General features: G+C 71.1%; 18 protein-coding genes and 2 pseudogenes. 7 read left to right on the top strand and 13 right to left on the bottom strand.

The window, feature by feature from the left end; translation table 11 throughout:
* Nucleotides 1-97 precede the first annotated feature (97 nt).
* From ACFXMF_RS06795 to ACFXMF_RS06765, 7 genes and pseudogenes are all read left to right on the top strand, one after another.
* Nucleotides 98-622, top strand: a complete 525-nt coding sequence (locus tag ACFXMF_RS06795; protein ID WP_379987844.1) for a WhiB family transcriptional regulator — start codon at nt 98-100, stop codon at nt 620-622.
* A 104-nt stretch (nt 623-726) separates the two neighbouring features.
* Nucleotides 727-954 (top strand): annotated as a pseudogene (locus ACFXMF_RS06790) (DUF2637 domain-containing protein); the annotation flags it as partial.
* A 498-nt stretch (nt 955-1,452) separates the two neighbouring features.
* Nucleotides 1,453-1,602, top strand: coding sequence for a hypothetical protein (locus tag ACFXMF_RS06785; protein WP_379987851.1), 150 nt, complete (start codon nt 1,453-1,455; stop codon nt 1,600-1,602).
* Nucleotides 1,603-1,733: 131 nt separating this feature from the next.
* Nucleotides 1,734-1,958 carry a hypothetical protein gene (locus ACFXMF_RS06780; RefSeq protein ID WP_379987845.1) on the top strand — a complete coding sequence of 75 codons (225 nt, stop codon included), beginning with the start codon at nt 1,734-1,736 and terminating at the stop codon, nt 1,956-1,958.
* A gap of 260 nt (nt 1,959-2,218) precedes the next feature.
* Nucleotides 2,219-2,611: a plasmid mobilization protein gene (locus tag ACFXMF_RS06775; protein WP_379987846.1), complete on the top strand. Its 393-nt coding sequence runs from the start codon at nt 2,219-2,221 to the stop codon at nt 2,609-2,611.
* Nucleotides 2,608-4,365 (top strand): relaxase/mobilization nuclease domain-containing protein, encoded by a 1,758-nt coding sequence (locus tag ACFXMF_RS06770; protein ID WP_379987847.1) that lies wholly within the window; start codon nt 2,608-2,610, stop codon nt 4,363-4,365. Before ACFXMF_RS06775 ends, ACFXMF_RS06770 begins: the two co-directional genes overlap by 4 nt.
* A 185-nt stretch (nt 4,366-4,550) precedes the next feature.
* Entirely contained in the window at nt 4,551-4,859 is a 309-nt protein-coding gene (locus tag ACFXMF_RS06765) for a hypothetical protein (RefSeq protein WP_379987848.1), read from the top strand.
* A 289-nt stretch (nt 4,860-5,148) separates the two neighbouring features.
* On the opposite strand, the gene ACFXMF_RS06760 is transcribed toward ACFXMF_RS06765, so the two are convergent.
* From ACFXMF_RS06760 to ACFXMF_RS06700, 13 genes and pseudogenes are all read right to left on the bottom strand, one after another.
* The gene (locus ACFXMF_RS06760; RefSeq protein ID WP_379987754.1) at nt 5,149-6,498 is read right to left on the bottom strand and encodes a restriction endonuclease; all 1,350 of its coding nucleotides are present in this window, start codon (nt 6,496-6,498) and stop codon (nt 5,149-5,151) included.
* Nucleotides 6,499-6,632: 134 nt separating this feature from the next.
* Nucleotides 6,633-6,843 (bottom strand): annotated as a pseudogene (locus ACFXMF_RS06755) (IS982 family transposase); the annotation flags it as partial.
* 207 nt (nt 6,844-7,050) lie between these two features.
* Nucleotides 7,051-7,188, bottom strand: coding sequence for a hypothetical protein (locus ACFXMF_RS06750; protein WP_379987753.1), 138 nt, complete (start codon nt 7,186-7,188; stop codon nt 7,051-7,053).
* 246 nt (nt 7,189-7,434) lie between these two features.
* Nucleotides 7,435-7,749, bottom strand: a complete 315-nt coding sequence (locus ACFXMF_RS06745; RefSeq protein WP_379987752.1) for a DUF317 domain-containing protein — start codon at nt 7,747-7,749, stop codon at nt 7,435-7,437.
* Nucleotides 7,750-7,864: 115 nt separating this feature from the next.
* Nucleotides 7,865-8,272: a DUF317 domain-containing protein gene (locus tag ACFXMF_RS06740; RefSeq protein WP_379987751.1), complete on the bottom strand. Its 408-nt coding sequence runs from the start codon at nt 8,270-8,272 to the stop codon at nt 7,865-7,867.
* A gap of 210 nt (nt 8,273-8,482) precedes the next feature.
* Nucleotides 8,483-9,289, bottom strand: coding sequence for a hypothetical protein (locus tag ACFXMF_RS06735; RefSeq protein ID WP_379987750.1), 807 nt, complete (start codon nt 9,287-9,289; stop codon nt 8,483-8,485).
* Between the two features lie 42 nt (nt 9,290-9,331).
* Nucleotides 9,332-9,589, bottom strand: coding sequence for a hypothetical protein (locus ACFXMF_RS06730; protein ID WP_379987749.1), 258 nt, complete (start codon nt 9,587-9,589; stop codon nt 9,332-9,334).
* Between the two features lie 19 nt (nt 9,590-9,608).
* Nucleotides 9,609-10,010 carry a hypothetical protein gene (locus tag ACFXMF_RS06725; protein WP_379987748.1) on the bottom strand — a complete coding sequence of 134 codons (402 nt, stop codon included), beginning with the start codon at nt 10,008-10,010 and terminating at the stop codon, nt 9,609-9,611.
* An 85-nt stretch (nt 10,011-10,095) separates the two neighbouring features.
* The gene (locus tag ACFXMF_RS06720; protein WP_379987747.1) at nt 10,096-11,304 is read right to left on the bottom strand and encodes an IS110 family transposase; all 1,209 of its coding nucleotides are present in this window, start codon (nt 11,302-11,304) and stop codon (nt 10,096-10,098) included.
* A 236-nt stretch (nt 11,305-11,540) separates the two neighbouring features.
* Complete coding sequence (locus ACFXMF_RS06715; protein ID WP_379987746.1) at nt 11,541-11,870, bottom strand: hypothetical protein; 330 nt, start codon at nt 11,868-11,870, stop codon at nt 11,541-11,543.
* Between the two features lie 95 nt (nt 11,871-11,965).
* A complete protein-coding gene (locus tag ACFXMF_RS06710) occupies nt 11,966-13,378 on the bottom strand; it encodes a hypothetical protein (RefSeq protein WP_379987745.1) in 1,413 nt (470 codons plus the stop codon).
* Entirely contained in the window at nt 13,371-14,129 is a 759-nt protein-coding gene (locus tag ACFXMF_RS06705; RefSeq protein ID WP_379987744.1) for an AAA family ATPase, read from the bottom strand. The genes ACFXMF_RS06710 and ACFXMF_RS06705 overlap by 8 nt, the downstream gene beginning before the upstream one ends.
* Complete coding sequence (locus ACFXMF_RS06700; protein WP_379987743.1) at nt 14,129-15,718, bottom strand: Mu transposase C-terminal domain-containing protein; 1,590 nt, start codon at nt 15,716-15,718, stop codon at nt 14,129-14,131. The genes ACFXMF_RS06705 and ACFXMF_RS06700 overlap by 1 nt, the downstream gene beginning before the upstream one ends.
* Nucleotides 15,719-15,813 lie beyond the last annotated feature (95 nt).

Here is a 15,813-nt window from a genome sequence, read left to right as displayed (position 1 = left end):
ACACCCGGCACCCGTCGCCCTTCCACAACCCGCACGACCCCACCGAGCCCCGGCCTGCCAATACTCGGGCGCGTCGATGGGGGAACGGAGCACCGCCATGAGCGCCACCACCCCGCCCGCGCCCGAGCCGCGCTTTCGCACGCTCGGTGACCAGAGCTGGAAGAACACCGCCTCCTGCCGCCGCCACGCCGACCCCGACCTGTGGTTCCCCGAAGGCGAAGGCGCCGACTTCACCGACCGGATCAACCGCGCCAAGGCCATCTGCGCCTGGTGCCCGGTCCGCGCCATCTGCCTGGAAGCCTCCCTCGAAGAGGGCGACCGCTGGGGCATACGGGGCGGCGTCACCGAGAAGGAACGCAAGCCGCTGCGCCGCAACTTGCACCGCCGCCTGGACCCCGCCCGCGTCGCGGTGGCCTTGAGCGGGCGCCGCATCCACTTGACGATGCCCGAGCAACGCGCCGTCGCCGTCGAGGCGACCGCCGCCCGGATGCCCGTCGCGCGCATCGCGATGCTCTTGGACTGCGAACCCGAACGGGTCCTGCGCCTGCTCCGCGAGGCCCGCAGCAAGCCCCGCCGCAAGACTCGTCCGCCGATCGTCGTCCCCCGCACCGAGGCCGCGTGAACACCGCACCTGCACCGCACCATCGGGCAACCGGATGGGACCGGGCGGCCATCGCCCTGCTGGGCGCAGCTGGCTTCGCCTTGTCCTACGACGCGCTGCGACAGATGGCTCAGGCCGTCCACGTCCGCGGGCCCCTTACGCTCCTGTTTCCCCTGCTGATCGACGGGTTCATCGCCTACGGAATCCGCGCGCTCTTGGTTCTGCGTACCGCACCCCGGGGTGCCCGGATCTACGCCTGGTCGCTGTTCGGTGCTGCGACCGCCGCCAGCATCTGGGCCAACGCCCTGCATGCGGTCCGCCTCAATGAATGGAGCGACCCCGCAACGGGCGGACTGCGGTTGGGAGATACGACCGTCGGCGTCCTGTCCACCCTCGCTCCGCTGGCCTTGGCCGGCGCCGTCCACCTGTACATCCTCATCGCCCGCGCCACCGGCCCGAACACCGGACAACCGGCGACCGCGACCCTGTCCGAGACCGGCGGACAACCGCTCACGCCGACCGGCGCGACAACGACTGGTCACCGGTCCGAGGGCGCGTGGGACACCCCGCCGCCCGCTTGGACGACCGCCCCCGAAGCCGGTCACCTCGGCGGACAGGCGTCGGCCCCGGGGGCATCGATATCGGCGGACAGGGACCGGTCACCGCGAACGAACCCTCGGACAGCGACCCGCACACTTCACGCCGTCCCCGCCGACCCGATCACAGACGGGGCCCGTGACCAGCAAGGACGCCCGACGGACACCCGACCGGCCACCCTGTCCGGTCACGGGCCGACTCCGCCAGGTGACCGACCGGAGAAGCTGGCGGGGCAGCATGACCAGAGGGATCCGGTGACCGAAGAAGACCTCCTGGCGCTGGCTCGGACAGCCGTCGCGGACAGCGGACAGGTGACCCGGGCGGTGGTCGCGGGAGCCATCCGAGGACAGGGGATACCGCTGTCCAACGACCGGCTGACCGTCCTGATGCGCAAGCTGCGATAGCCGCCGGTCCCCCGGCACCCCCCGCAGCCCCGCCCGACCGCGAAACCTGTCGGTGGGTGTCCCCGCCCCTCTCGGCCGGGACACTCGCCGACCCGAACGAACCCGACCCCGGCCCGCAATGGAGGCTTCCCGTGTCCGACAGCCCGACCACACCCGCCGAGATCGACGCTTGGATGCTGGCGTTGGTCGCGTTCGACGTGATCTACGACGCCGCCCACGGCCCGGACGGCTCGTGGATCGTGCGTCGCACCAGCGAAGACCGCCCCGAGGTCCTCCACACCCCCGACGAGGGAGCCGATTTCGTGGCGCGGATGCAGCTTGCCACCCGTCGAACCGCACTCCGGGACGCGGCGTGAGCACCTTCCGTGAAGAATCCCCGATAGGTGTTTCCGCAGGTCAAAAGCTTCCCGACGTTGCCGGAGCAAGTTATCCCCAAAGCAATGCTCCCCACGGGAGCATTGCTTTGGGCAGCCCCGCCCCAGGGGTGGCGGGGCTCTTCCGGCGCCGGGGGGCGCCGGAGGGGGAGGCTGCGGCCGAGGGCGGACCGCAGACCGGGGAGAAGCAACACCTCTGCCACGACACCGACTGCAAACATGCCCCGCAGCCTGAGCCGCGCGTGCGCGATCGCCCGCACAAAGCCCCTCAACACAAGCGTGCCCACCAGAAGAGCACCCGCCTCGACGACGACGAACTCGCGCTGATCAGCGCCGCCGCAGGCACCTGCGCCATGACCGTCGCCGGCTTCCTCGCCCACGCGGCCCTGGCCGCCGCCCGCGACCTGAACGCCACTGCCGCTGCGGTGGCCGGCGAACGCGAGTTGGTCGCCGAACTCTTCGCCGCCCGCCGCCACCTCGCCCACATCGGCAATAACCTCAACCAGGTTGCCAAGGTCCTCAACTCGGGAGGAGCGGCCCCCCACGCCGAAGTCGTCCTGACCGCGGTGGTCAACGCGGTCACCCGCCTGGACGCGGTGACCGACCGACTCCTCGACCGCCGAGACGCCGCGTGATTCCCCGCATCCACAAACGTGGACCACGCACCATCGGCCTGCTCGCCTACCTGTACGGCCCCGGCAAGGCCGAGGAACACGTCGACCCGCACATCGTTGCCTCCTTCGACGGCATGGTCCCCGACCCCGGCCGCGACCCCAGCGACTCCCTCAAGCCCCTCGAACGCGTCCTCGATCGACCACTCCTCGCACTCCCCGAAGACGAACGACCGAACAAACACGTGTGGCACTGCTCGGTGCGGGCTGCGGCCACCGACCGCGTCCTGACCGACCAGGAATGGGGCGACATCGCCCGCCGCATCGTCGCCGCCACCGGCATCGACTCCGACGGCGACGGCGACGACGCCGGATGCCGATGGGTCGCGGTACGCCACGCCGACGACCACATCCACATCATCGCCAACCTTGTCCGCGAGGACGGCCGCCGACCGGACCTCGACTTCGACGCCCCACGCGCCCAGGCCGAAGCCCGCCGCATCGAGAAGGACCTGGGCCTGCGCGAACTCGCCGCAGGAGACGGCACCGCCGCCAAGCGACCCACCAGCCCCGAACGTCACAAGGCCAAACGGCGCGGCCTCGAATCCACCCCGCGCGAATTGCTCCGCGAAGCCGTCCGCCGCTCCCTCGCCGGCGCCGGCGACGAGATGGAGTTTTTCACCCGCCTACGCTGCGAAGGCGTCCGCGTGAACCAACGCCGCGCCCCCTCCGGCGACGTCCTCGGCTACACCGTCGCCCTGCCCGGCGACCACAACGCCGGCGGGCAACCCATCTGGTACTCGGGATCCAAACTCGCCCCCGACCTGTCCCTGCCCGCCATCCGACGCCGACTCGACCACGACCCCGAAGACCAAGGGATCACCACCGGCACGACCCACAACCGCCCCCACGGCGGCGGTCGCGCGGGAACGACGCGATCGCGCCCGGCACAGGCCCGGCGCCGAGCCACCGACGCCCTCGACCGGGCCGCAGCCGGCTTCGACCAGGACGACGACCCTGGAACGGCCGCGCGCCTGATCGGGGTCGGTGAAGTCCTCGACGCCCTGTCCCACACCGCCTCCGCCGACGTCCGCGCCGAACTCCGAGCCGCAGCACGCGAATTCGAACGCGCCGGCCGATCCCACATCCGCGCCGGACGCGCCGACCAACGCGCCCTGCGCTCGATCGCCCGCGAAATCGTCTACGCCGGCGGAGCACTCGGCCGAGGCGAGGACGGCGCCGCCACCGCCACCGTCCTGTGCACCCTCGTCCTGGTCGCCGTCGCCGCCGCACGCTGGCACACAGCCCACGGCCACGCCCAACAAGCCGCCGCCGCCCACGCCACCGCCCAACACCTGCGCACCGCCTACCGCAACGCCGCCACACCACCCATGCGAGCCCTGCGCAACGCCGGCCGAGCCCTACCCACACCCGACCGCGACCGCCACCGGGCCACCATCGCCACCGCCCTGCCCGAAGAAACCACCGGCCCGGCCGACGACGCCCGATGGGACGCGCTCGCCGCCACCCTGGACCAAGCCGAACGCGCCGGACACGACCCGCAGACCCTCCTTGCCGAAGCCACGGCCATGCGCGAACTCGACACCGCCGACAACACCGCCGACGTCCTCGTCTGGCGACTGCGCCACATTGCCCAACTCCCCACACCCGCTCCCCGGCGCGCCACCAAGCGCACGTCGGGCCCATCGAAGCCTGCACCGGCACCTGCGGCGGCTCTTGAGCTGCCCGAGACCCCGCGACGCGAACACCGCCGCTGACCTGCAACGGAGTCCCCTGGAAGTGATCCGGAACACCATGGACTTCGGCCCGTTTCGAGTCCATGGTGTTCCTTCCCCGACGGAGAGGCTCCCCCTTGCAGCGACCCGATCACGAGCCCGAACCCGACACGGACCCCTTCGCCTGGCCGCCCCCCGACCCGGACGCGCCGCTCAACCTCCACCCCATGCCCGACCCCCGCACCTACGACCACGACGAACTTGCACGGTGCACCGAACACCCCGACGAACTGCGCGCACGAGGAATCCCGATCCGCTGCGCCTCCTGCTCCGCGCGCCGCGACTGGCTGGTCATCCTCCACCGAGGCAACGTGTGGATCCGCTGCCGCTGTGCCCACCAGTGGCACGAACCGGATCTGACCGCAGGCGAGTTCGACGAGATGGGCGCAGGCCCGCCGGATCGGTACTGGCCATCCTTCGACGAAGCCGTCGCGTCCATAGGGTTCGACGGGACCTTGCGCGGAACGTACTTCTAGAAGCGGCGGAATCGCGTTGGATGCATCATTCGACGCGCGCGGCATACCGGGCCGACCTGCAGGTCACGGCCGGTTTCGGGCGGCGGACTCCGTCCGCCGCCCGAGGCTTGACCAGCGCCCCGTGACCGGTCACCGAACCCTCTCCCAGATCGAGCAGACGGGATCCTTCATGGTCGGCGGCGTCAGCGGCGGTTCGGGCGCACCCAGGGAAGCCATTTGCCGAGAAAGTCCAGGAATAGGGTCCCCGAGATACGGAAGGTGGGATTCCGTGGCGTGGTGCCCGGAACGGCTAATGCCAGGGAACGGGGCCTGTGCCCGATTCCCACGCCATCAGAGCTCTTCGATCGAACAGTCGCACACCCGTCTGCCGTGCGTACTCGATGGCCTGGTCGGTGAACTCCGACGACGTCACCAAGACCGCAACGTCGGCTCTGTGTACGGCGAAACAGGTCCCGCCGAACCGCTGTACGTCCGGCGAACCCACGCGGTTCCCCTCCCGGTAGCGCTTGGCCTGGACGACCAAGCGCCGCCCGTCGGGGGTGATGCCGGTGACGTCCGCACCCAGATCGCCGGTGCCTCCCACAACTTCGACCCCCGTACATCCATCGATATCGCACAGCATCGCCAGGTGGGTCTCGAACTCCATCGGCGTCATGGCCTCGTAGTCGGCGCCCTGAGGGCGCGACCCGGGCGCGGGCGTCCTGTTGATCAGCCGGCGTAGATGGTGCTCCCCGTCCTGGGCGAACGGCAACAGGGACGCCCTGGCCGCCAGCATTGCCGCATGCTCCTCCAAGAGGAGCCGGTCGGCGTACGCGATTGCCAACCGGAACCGGAGTTGCTCGGCAGCCAGGTCGCCGAGGCGGTCGTTCGCCGGGTCCTCGCGCCACCGGCTCAGGTCGACCTTTGCATGGACCTGGGTGCGCCGGACAGCAGTGACGGCTTTCCCGCTGGCCCGCTCCGCGTTGGCCAGCTCGGCCTCGGCGTCTTGGTAGGCGGGGTGGAGCCAGGAGTCGGTGTCGGCGCTCAGGCATGCGAGGTACCCGGCCAACGCTTCGCGGTGGCCGTGTGCGGCAGCCAGGAGTTCTTCCGTGCCCAAGTCCCCCCGGTCGGCGAGGCCGAGGCGACCGGCTCCGTCGCCGGGCGTAGTCTCGTCGGGTGGGCCCAGGGCCGTCCGCGCGCTGACCGGCGCGAGCCCGACAAGAGGCGGCTCATCAAGAACGGCGCACAAGAGCAGCAGGGTGTCGGCGAGCTCGGCGTCCTTCTTCAAGTACTTTTCCCACCACCCTCGCTTGGCGACGAGGAGCAGTGTTTCGGTGAACCTCTCCTCGTACGACGCGGCGGTCAGCAGCGCGTGGATGGCGGTGGTGCGTTGCTCTTCCACGTAGGTGATGGCTTCCGCGAAAAGTCGTGGGTTCTGGGATTTGAGGCCGCTGGTCAAGGAAGGGATGGCTTCGCATCTGATTTCTATGGCCCGGGTGCGGAGGTCGTAGATCGCTTGGCACTCGGTTTCGCCGGGCAGACGGCGCAGGTACTGCGGCAGCAAGGAGGGATAGGTGATCTTGTTGAGATGACCGGCATAGGCGACGGCAGCTTTGCGAGCGAGTTCGGCGGCGGGGATCCAGTCGGCGGGCCCGGGCATGTGATCTCCGTCGTGTCAGGTGGGCCGCCTACAGCGGTGGGCGCCCGCGCGGCGGATGGTGTCTCTTACCCACCCATCGCAGTCGCCCAGTACGCCGCCGCGACGCTCGACCTAGACGAGCAAGTCTGATGTGATCAGTGGTTATAGGCGATCAGCGAGCGGGTGACTGGTGCGCCGATCTTGTTGTTGTGCCAGATCGCGGTGGCCATCGCGAGGATACGCTGGGCCACTCGGATCGTAACGCCCTCGAAGGGTCCGCCCACCGTGTCATTCCAGGTCGAGCTGTCCTTTGAGGGTGTCGTTGTCTGACTCGATCAGCTGGCGAACCGTCTTCAGAGCGGGTTCCCGCTCGTCGATCTTCGGATTCGCCAAGGCCCCTCGAAGTCGACGCCCGTCTGGTTGCCGCCCAACGATCGGATGCCGCCATCATTCGGGCCGCGATCAAAGCGTACTTCGTCCCGGTGACATTCCAGGTGCCCGGAACGGCCGCAGCCGCACACGCTGTTCGCGTGTGCGGCTTGAGCCTCGCGCGCAGCCCGACGCCGGGCGCGGTCAGGCGGTCCGGTGCGGCGTCGTGCCCTGACCCGTCGCCTGTGGCCGATCGCTCAGTCGGGTCACCTCGTCGAGGAGGTCAAGGGTCCATTGACGGGCGTAGGCGATGAACAGGAGATCGTTCTCTGCCTTGTCCAACGCGTCGGAATCGTCGTGCAGGCAGGCGACGGTGGTCGCGACGATGCGGCCGTGGCGGTCCAGGAGACGAACGAGGGCGTGGCGTTCCCGGGTTTCGGCGCGGACCGACCACGGGCCCTCGCTGCCGCCGAGGGCACCGATGCGGATCAGGTCGTAGTCGTCGCGTGTGAGCAGAGCGGGTCCCTTCGGGAAATGGCGTGGTAGGTAGGAGAGTTCGGAAGTCGGATCGTCGTGGCGTGAGGGGCGTCAGAACTCGTCGGGTCGATCGCGTGCGGCCAAGAGGGCGGCGACGAAGCCAGCGACGACCTCGGCGGGTACGGCGGCGCCGAAGACCTGTTCCCAACCTGGCCTTTCGGCGGTGCCCTCGACGGCGATGTGCCACAGGTCACCGAGTCGGGTGTGCGGGGATTCCGGGAGGTAGCCGACGTAGGCGCGGCCGTCGGGGGAGCCGGCGTGCACGTCGGCGCGGTGGTCGAGGACGATCGACCAGCCGTCCGCGACCAGCAGGTCGAGCACCGGGTAGGGGGTTCCCGCGCCCTTGATCCACCGGTCGCCCTCCATGTGGGCGAGGTCCGGGTGTGGGGCGGGCGTCGGGAGACGGCGAGCGGGTGCGGGAAGGAGGGTCAGGTGCACGGATGAGCCCTTCGACGTCGGGTCTTGTCGGCTGCCGGGCGCATCAGACGCGCTCGGTGCGCGGCTGCGCGGCGAGCAGGGCGGTGACGAACGCGTGGACCAACTCGGCAGGGGTGTTGTCGTCGAAGGTCTGGGTCCAGTCGTCGCCTCGATGGTCGTCCACGGTGATCTCCCACAGCGGTCCGCGCACACCGCCCGGGTGTTCGGGGATGAACCGCACGAACGCGCACGCGTCGGGCGAGGACGTGTAGACGTTGGCCGACGCGACCTCCGCAACGCCCCAACCGGCGTTACGCAAGGTGGCCAGGACCTGATGGGGCGCGCCGGGGCCGGTGAGCCACGCCCGCCCCTCGTCGACTGAGGCCGCAAGAGGTGGGGTGTGGAGTCCCGGGCCGGCCGGGACGGCATCGGCAACGTCGACACGGGTGGGGTGGGAGGGGGCGTCGAACATGTAAAATCCCTTCGCTGACCTGCGGTTTCGTCGGCGGTTTTTGCCGACGTCCGTACGTTGGCATCGGTCGGCGGGGTGTATCCAGTCGTGTGTGTCTGCCGTAGGCGAACGGGCCGCACAAAGGCGCCGCCCGGAAATAGGAATCACCCCGCCCGGGGTGAATTCCTGGGCGGGGCGACGTGGTGATGGACACTCGGATGTGACGCTGCGTCAATGCTGTTGGCGAGGGGCGGAGTTTTCGGCGGTGGCGCTCGTGTGGGGCGTGTCGGGGTCGCGTGGGGGCGAAGAGGGTCGGGGCGGTGTGGTGGTGCGGATGGTCGCGGCGGCGACCCGTGTGGGCGATCCCGGGGCGGAGGTGAGGTTGCCGGCGCGAATGTGGGTGGTCATGCGCCGGCCCATGGCCTCGCGGGCGGGTTCGAGGGTTGCCTGCCGCCATGGGGTTCGGAATCGGAGGGGTACGGGGCTGTGAGGCAGGTAGCGTTCGGCGACCTCGCGGGCGTAGGCGACCAGGTGGGCCGCCGAATGGTCGCCGGGAACGGGCTCGACGTAGCTGTATCCGGCCGGGACGAAGCCGTCGCCCAAGGCGATGCCCGGGGTGATCGCCACCGCGGGGCCCGTCTCGCGCCGCAGGATGACGACGTCGATCAGGGGCGTTCCGGCGCCGTCGGTGAGTGAGGAATCCCTGCGTGCGGCGTGGGCGCGGATCTGGGCGGAGTCGGTGGGGACGACGGCGAGGCGGTCCAGTGCGAGGTGTCCGCCGAAACGGCCGTCCTTTGTGAAGGCCGCTGCCAGGACGCCGTTGAAGCCGTGGTTGGAGAAGTCGTCGATGTGCACGCGGTCGCCCGGCTGTGCGTGCCGTCGGTCGAAGACCGTGCGTTCGCTGCCCGCGAGGACCACCGCGTCCATATTCCCGAAGTAGTGGTTGAGGCACGCGTGCAGGGAACCCTCGCGGCGTCCGTCTCGCCGCACGTATTCGAGGTCCCGGTAGTCGGTGTTGTACGGCTTGAGGATGAACACGGTGCTCCACGGTCCGTCATGGGGTGGGGTCGCGGGTTTCGGTCAGCGGCGTGCCCGCACCCTCATGCACGGCGAGTCGACGTACAGGTTGCCCAAGTCGTCGTACCGATGGGACCAGCCCGCGTCCAGCAAGGGCTTGATCGCCTCGTCGCCGTCGGCGCGCGGCCCGGCCAAGTGACGCGGCGAGACGAACAGCTCTTCGAGGTTGTCGTGGGCGGTGAGGGCGTCCAGTTCCTCGGGCGTGTCGGACGACGTCTCGATGGCAGCGGATGCGACATGAGTTGTCAGTGATGACGACATGAGACGCGTCAGTAGAGGGTCACGACGTCTTCTCTGTCGTGGGTGGTGTCGGCTCGGGAAGCTCGGCCATCAGGCGGAGGCTGTACGCAACGCCGGGGGCGATGGTCTCGGCGGTGGGGCCGCGGTGGATGAGCCGGGTCTCGGCGAGGGTGTCGAGCGTGTGGTGCTGCCGAACCGTGGGGCCGGTGCCGTCGTCGATGCCGCCGTCGAGGAGCACGCGCAGGAGCGCGTCGGCCTCGTCGACCCGCATGGGCACTTCCTCGGTCCGCCGGGTCTCGCGCGCGTGCAGGTCGGCGAGTTGGGTCGGGGAGTGCAGGTCCATGCGTGGCTCGGCCATGTAGTGGGCGGGTGGGACGAATCGCAGGATGAGCGCGCCGCCGACGTCGGGGTGGTCGAAGCCGTGCGCGAGCGCGGTCTCCACGCGCTCCAACGGCCAGTCGAGCAGGCGCGCCAGGGTGTGTGCGCTGTGGGGGGTGCCTCTATGTCTTTCGTCAAGCGTGAGCGGGTCACGCTGCGACCGGTTCGGCCGGGCGGGATTCGTAGAACGTGCCGTCTCTGAGCATGGCGAACAGGACGCTGATGCGCTGGCGGGCGAGGCGGAGGAGGGCCTGGGTGTGGGTCTTGCCGCGGGCTCTGCAGCGGTCGTAGTGGGTGCGGGAGGCGGGGTCGTGCAGGGCCGCGAACGCCGAGAGGAACATCGCCCGTTTCAGCAGCCGATTTCCCGTCCTGGGGGCGTGCTCGCCGTGGATGGAGGACCCGGAGGACTTCGTCGCGGGGGCCGGGCCCGCGTAGGAGGCGAGGTGGGCGGCGGTGGGGAAGGACGCCCCGTCGCCGATGGTCACCAGGAGGGTGGCGGCGGTCCTGACGCCGACTCCGGGCATCGATGTCAGGACCTGCGAAAGAGGGTGCGCCTCCAGGAGCTCGCCGATCTGCGCTTCGACGGCGCGTCGTTGCTCGTGGACGGCGGCGAGCGAGCGGGCCAGGGAGGGCACGACCGTGTCGAGGGTGGTGGTGCCGGGGACGACGACGGTCTGTTCGTCGAGCGCGTCGAAGATGTCGTTCACGAGGCGTTCGGCCATGCGCGGTGCCTTCGGGCGTATGAGGGCCACGAGTCTGCGGCGTCCGGCCTTGCGCAGGGCGGCGGGCGAGCCGTGTCGCTCGAGGAGGTGGGTGACGGCCGGGTGGTCCAGGCGGGGGCCGAGGACGCGTTCGAGCGAGGGGTGGAACCGGGTGAGGAGACCCCGGATGCGGTTGCTGGTGCGGGTGGCCTCGCCGGCGAGGTCCTGGTCGAAGCCGGTGAGCACCGTGAGCTGGGCGATGGCCTCGTCGGCGACCTCGAGGGCGCGCAGGGTGTGGGGCATGGTGCGGGCGGCGTCGGCGATGACGTGGGCGTCGCGGGCGTCGGTCTTGGCCTCGCCCGGGTAGAGGTCGGCGATGCGGCGCATGGCCGGGCCGGGCAGGTAGGCGACCTCGCAGCCGGCGTCCCGGGCGACCGTCAACGGGAGGGCGCCGATCGAGGCGGGCTGGTCGACGATCACCGGCACGGTGCCGAATTTCGCCCGGAGCTTGTCGAAGACGGCCCGCAGCTTCGGTTCGCTGTTGGGCAGTCGCTTGTCGTGGACGGTCTTGCCTGCGGTGGTCAGGCCGTGGCCGTGGTGGTCGGTCTTGCCCACGTCCAGGCCGAGGAAGACCTCGATGTCACCGGTGTCGAACACGCATGCCTCCGAGGGTGGTCGTTCCGTCCCGGCCTCACGCCTTGGCACCGTGCGCGCGCATCCACGTTACGCAGACCAACCACCCTTCGGGGGCCGGGCGTTGCGCTCGGCCGGGCGGTGGTCAGGCCTCTCATCAGCGGTCAAACGGTGCTCCGGATCCGGTGACACCACCCCCCAGGTCATGCGTTCGACAGGGGGTAGAAGTCATGCCGGACCCGGAGGCCAGGAGCCCCGTTTCAGGGCCACGGAAAAGGTAACGGGGTGCGGCCCCGGTGGGCGAGTGTGGTCAGCACGAGCAGGGCGTCCGGCTCGGCGTCGCGGTCGCGGGCGTCGCCGACCTGGTGGGCGCGGGGGATCGCGAACAGGTCCTCTGCGCCGGCGATCAGGTCGGCGGGGTTGACGTCCAGGCGTCGGGCGAGGTCGAGCAGCACCCGTACGGGCATGTGCGTCAGGTGTTCGGTGTCGAGTTCGTGTTCGTGGACGCCGAACAGGTCGGCGAGTTGCCATCGGGTCAGTCCGACGGCCCGGAGTCGGCGTTCGAGGACGGGCGGGTAGACGCCCGTCACGTACCTGCGTCGGTGGGGGGTGCGGTATCGCGTGTTCGCGAGTTGTTCCGGAGTGCGCGGGTTACGGACGACGCGTGTGGAGCGGTTCTTGCGGGTCACAGTCGCGCTCTCAGGTCCTCGGACAGCGGGACCAGGTCGAGGGCGCCCACGTTCATCCAGCCGGACAACTTGCCCTCGCGGGGGACATGGCGCCCGTGTCGGCAGTAGGAGGGGCGGTGCAGCCACGGCGGTGTGGCGTGGATGCGGTGGCAGGCCCGGCGGACGGCCTCCAACAGGGCCGCGTCGGGATTGGCGGTGGAATGCGGGTGGAGGAAGACGGGGTCGGCGCCCTCGGCGCCCTGGGCGCGTCGGGTGGCCAGGTGCGCGGAGAACAGCGCCATGCCGTGCTCGGGCAGCACGACCGGGTCCGGGCCGCAAATGTGCCCGCGGGTGGGGTCGTGGTCCGGGTGGGCGATCAGGTGGAAGCCGTCGGGGCGGGTGTCGCCCATGGTGATGTCGCCGAAGCCGTCGGTCCCGGTGCACAGGTGCAGGGACAGCGCAGTCGCGGCGGCAGCCTGCGGGGTGGCGGTGGCGCGCAGGCGCTCGGCGATGTCGGGGGTGAGCACGCCGAGCAGCCGCCCGGCGGAGCTCTGCCCCAGGAGTTGGGGTTGCCAGCGCAGGAGCCATCCCTTGAGGAACAGCGCGGCCTGGGTCGCGCGCAGGCGGATCAGCGCGTGTTCGGGGCTGGGGGCGGGTGCGATGCGGTGGTCGCGTAGGCGGAACGCGAGGGTCGCGGCGAGGTCGGCCGGGTCGAGCGCGCGGTGGGAGTCGAACCAGCGGGTGGTGTCGTGGAATTCATGGTCGTACTCCGCGCGGACGCCGACGAAGTCCGCGGCGCGCAGGGTCGCCCGGCAGACGTCGAGGAAGAGGGGGAAGTCGTGGGCGGGCAGCAGGACGCGACCGCGTTCGTCGTCGGGCCACACGTGGGGGGAGGGGTGCGACCACGACGTCCAGCGGGTGTGGCGGGCGGGTAGGGGCAGGCGTTGGTAGAAGTCGGGCAGGGTGATCGCCTCGACGTCGCATCCGATGTCGGCGAGTTCGTCGAGCAGGGGCTGCGGGTGGTCGGGGGTGGACCACATCAGCCACAGGCGCGCGCCGACGCGCGCGGCGAGTTCCGCGAGAGCGATGGTGGCGCCCGTGGGCAGCAGGTGCGCGCGGTCGACCACCAGCTCCTCGACGCGATCCACGAGCATCCACGCGGCGGCCGAGCGCCATGCGGCGGCCACGCTGGCGCGTTCGTCGAGCAGGGCGTCGGGGCTGTGGCCGGACGCGGCCAGGACGTCCAGCGCCAGGTCGCCGACGCGCCCGCCGGGACTGGGGCGCACGACCACGCGGTTCTGGCCCTCGACGGCGATCAGGCGCCGGGTGGCCTGGACGTGGTCGCCGGGGTTGAGCACGGCGATCGCGTGGACGTACGGGGGTCGGGCTGTGGAGGTCGCGGGGCGCGGGGCGTGTGCGGTGTCAGGCATGGACGCCGCCGCCCAGCAGGGTGAACGCGTTCTCGACGACCTCGGTGTCGACACGTTCGCGCCCGCTGTTCTCGCACAGGGACGCCGCGGTGTGGGTGAACACGGCCCAGTCGCGCATGGTGCCGTGCCCGTAGGTCTCGTCCACGGTCCGCAACAGCGTCGTGTCCGCGCCGTCGTAGATCGGGTGGTACGCCAGCATCAGATCGGGGACCTCGTCCGGGGCCAGCGGCCGAAACGGCAGGCGGCGGAAGATCCGCGACCGCAGCATCGGCTCCCTCGACAGCACCTCCCAACAGCCGTCGCCGCCGACGTACAGGAGCGCGAAGTTCGTCCTCGGATCGTCGTGCAGGTGCCGCAGCATCTCGATGCAGTGCCCGTTGAGCCTTTGCGCCTCGTCGACCACGACCAGGCGGCGCGGGTGGGCGAGAAGGTCGATCAGCTTGTTGGTGATGTGGAAGCGGTTGCGGCTGGACGGCGTCTTTGCGCCGGTGAGCACCGACAGGAGTTGGTCGCCGACCAGGCGCATCGTCGGCTTGGCCGTGAACACGAGCGAGACCACCGCGGTCCCGCCGCGCGCGGCCTGCTCCTCCAGAGCGGCTTCCACCGCGTACGACTTGCCGGTGCCGGCCGGACCGTGGACCACCCCGGTCGCGCGGTTGCTCACCAGGTCCTCGACCACGCGCGCGGTCAACAGGAAGGTGTTCGTCGCCAGTGTGGCGGCGCCGGTCAGGTCGGCGAAGTGGCGGGGCATCAGGTTCCCTTCGTCTTCCTCGCCGGCGCCCGGTCGGGTCCGAGCAGCAGGGAGGTGCTGGAGCGCGCGGTCAGCGCCGCGTCCTGCGCGGCCCGTGACGCCTCGCGGCCGGCCGCCCCGGTCACCAGCCGCGATTCGGCGGCCGCAGTGCCGTCGCCGGTCAACGGGGCGAGTTCGCGCCGCGCGCGGCGCGCGGTCCGGCGGCGTTCGTTGCCCAGGCGCTCGGCCTCGGCGCGGGCGGCCTCGCGAAACGCCTGGGTCTGCTCGGGGGTGAGCTGCCCGGTCGGGTAGGCGGTGCACAGGTGGCTCCCGTGGAGGTAGACCTCGATCCAACGGTCGTCGTGCGGCATGTGTCGGACCTCGACGCTCTGCCCGCCCCGGCCGGCCAACTCGGGGGCGAGGTAGGTCAGGCCGTGGAAGTTGACGCCGTCCTTGCCCACGACCCGCTCGGCACCGGCCAACAGCAGATGCCGCAACACGTCGGTGTCGACGCGGTGCACCGGCGCCTGGTCCTCGTTCCACGCCGCCAACGGCGTGCGGCCGTCGAGGGAGCGGTGCGGGCGTTCGGTGTTGTACCAGCGCGCCCACGCGGCGAAGCGTTCCGCCAACGGCTCGATGCGCATCGGCCCGACCCGGTCGCGCTCGGCCGCGCGGACGGCCGCCCGGTGGTCGCCGACCGGCCCGTACAACCGGCCGCCCGCGTCGCGCGGGCCGCCGGTGAAGCCGGGGAGCTGGGAGATCAGGGTCTGCTCGATCGTCAGATTCAGGCGCTCGACCTTGCCCTTGCGGTGCGGGGTGAACGCGGGCAGCCGGTGCACGGTCACGCACAGGGCGGTCATCACGTCGTCGATCGCCTCGGCCGCGAACTCCAGCCCGCGGTCGACGCGCACCCGCGCCGGCACCGCGCCGAACGGCGACACCCCGGGCTCGTACACCAGGGCCATGCGCATCGCGGTCAGCACGGTGCCGGTGTGCGGGGACAATGCGAGAGCCCACCCGAGCAGCGCGCGGGTGCCGTCGTCGACGACCGTGGTCAACCAGGGCCGCACCGGCTTGCCCCTGGGCGGCAGTACGAGCAGCGGGAGCTGTTTGTGGTCCATTTCCCACACGGCCCCGCGCGGGGCGTTCCGTCGGCTGAGGTACACCGACCGCGCTCGGCGTCCTTCCTCGCCGGTGATCCAAGCCGCGCGCTCCGCCGGCGACATGGCCGCGGCGAACGCGCGTTGCAGCGTGCGCAGGGTGACCTGCCGCGCGCCCGTCCACCCCTGGGCCAGGAACTCGGGAACGGGCGCGCCCGCCGTGGTGCCGTCGCCGCGCAGCACGGCCTGGCGGGCGCGGTGCAGGGCGGCGACGTTGCCCCGGTAGAACGCGAACGCCTCCAGGTCGGCGGCCGACGGTTCGAAGCTCGACCTCTCCCGCCGCCCGGGACCCGGGCGCGGGGCCGCTGCGAGCCAGCGCCACACGGTCCGCTCGCTCACCTCGCGGCCGCGCGCGGCCAGGCGCACGTGGGCGGCCGACAACTCCCCGACCTCGCGGAGGAGTTCCAGCCGGGCGAGCGCGGCCTCGCGCCGCTCCGCCTTGGTGCCCATGTCCCGAAGTGTCAGCGCCGTGTCGCCGGCCCGCCGGGACAAGCGTCCGACGCCACACGACCGGGTGAAATCCGTTTCACGCCCCGATCGACGGG

This window comes from Embleya sp. NPDC059213, assembly GCF_042754445.1.
In the GTDB taxonomy this organism is placed as follows: Bacteria; Actinomycetota; Actinomycetes; order Streptomycetales; family Streptomycetaceae; genus Embleya.
Note: the sequence above shows the minus strand (reverse complement) of the source record. Positions and strands in the feature narration are given on the sequence as shown.

What these genes read in the sequence shown, in the direction of transcription:
- ACFXMF_RS06795 (WP_379987844.1), top strand. Translation starts at nt 98, where the DNA reads ATGAGCGCCACCACCCCGCCCGCGCCCGAGCCGCGCTTTCGCACGCTC.
- ACFXMF_RS06765 (WP_379987848.1), top strand. Translation starts at nt 4,551, where the DNA reads ATGCCCGACCCCCGCACCTACGACCACGACGAACTTGCACGGTGCACC.
- ACFXMF_RS06760 (WP_379987754.1), bottom strand. Translation starts at nt 6,498, where the DNA reads ATGCCCGGGCCCGCCGACTGGATCCCCGCCGCCGAACTCGCTCGCAAA.
- ACFXMF_RS06745 (WP_379987752.1), bottom strand. Translation starts at nt 7,749, where the DNA reads ATGGAGGGCGACCGGTGGATCAAGGGCGCGGGAACCCCCTACCCGGTG.
- ACFXMF_RS06740 (WP_379987751.1), bottom strand. Translation starts at nt 8,272, where the DNA reads ATGTTCGACGCCCCCTCCCACCCCACCCGTGTCGACGTTGCCGATGCC.
- ACFXMF_RS06730 (WP_379987749.1), bottom strand. Translation starts at nt 9,589, where the DNA reads ATGTCGTCATCACTGACAACTCATGTCGCATCCGCTGCCATCGAGACG.
- ACFXMF_RS06710 (WP_379987745.1), bottom strand. Translation starts at nt 13,378, where the DNA reads ATGCCTGACACCGCACACGCCCCGCGCCCCGCGACCTCCACAGCCCGA.
- ACFXMF_RS06705 (WP_379987744.1), bottom strand. Translation starts at nt 14,129, where the DNA reads ATGCCCCGCCACTTCGCCGACCTGACCGGCGCCGCCACACTGGCGACG.
- ACFXMF_RS06700 (WP_379987743.1), bottom strand. Translation starts at nt 15,718, where the DNA reads ATGGGCACCAAGGCGGAGCGGCGCGAGGCCGCGCTCGCCCGGCTGGAA.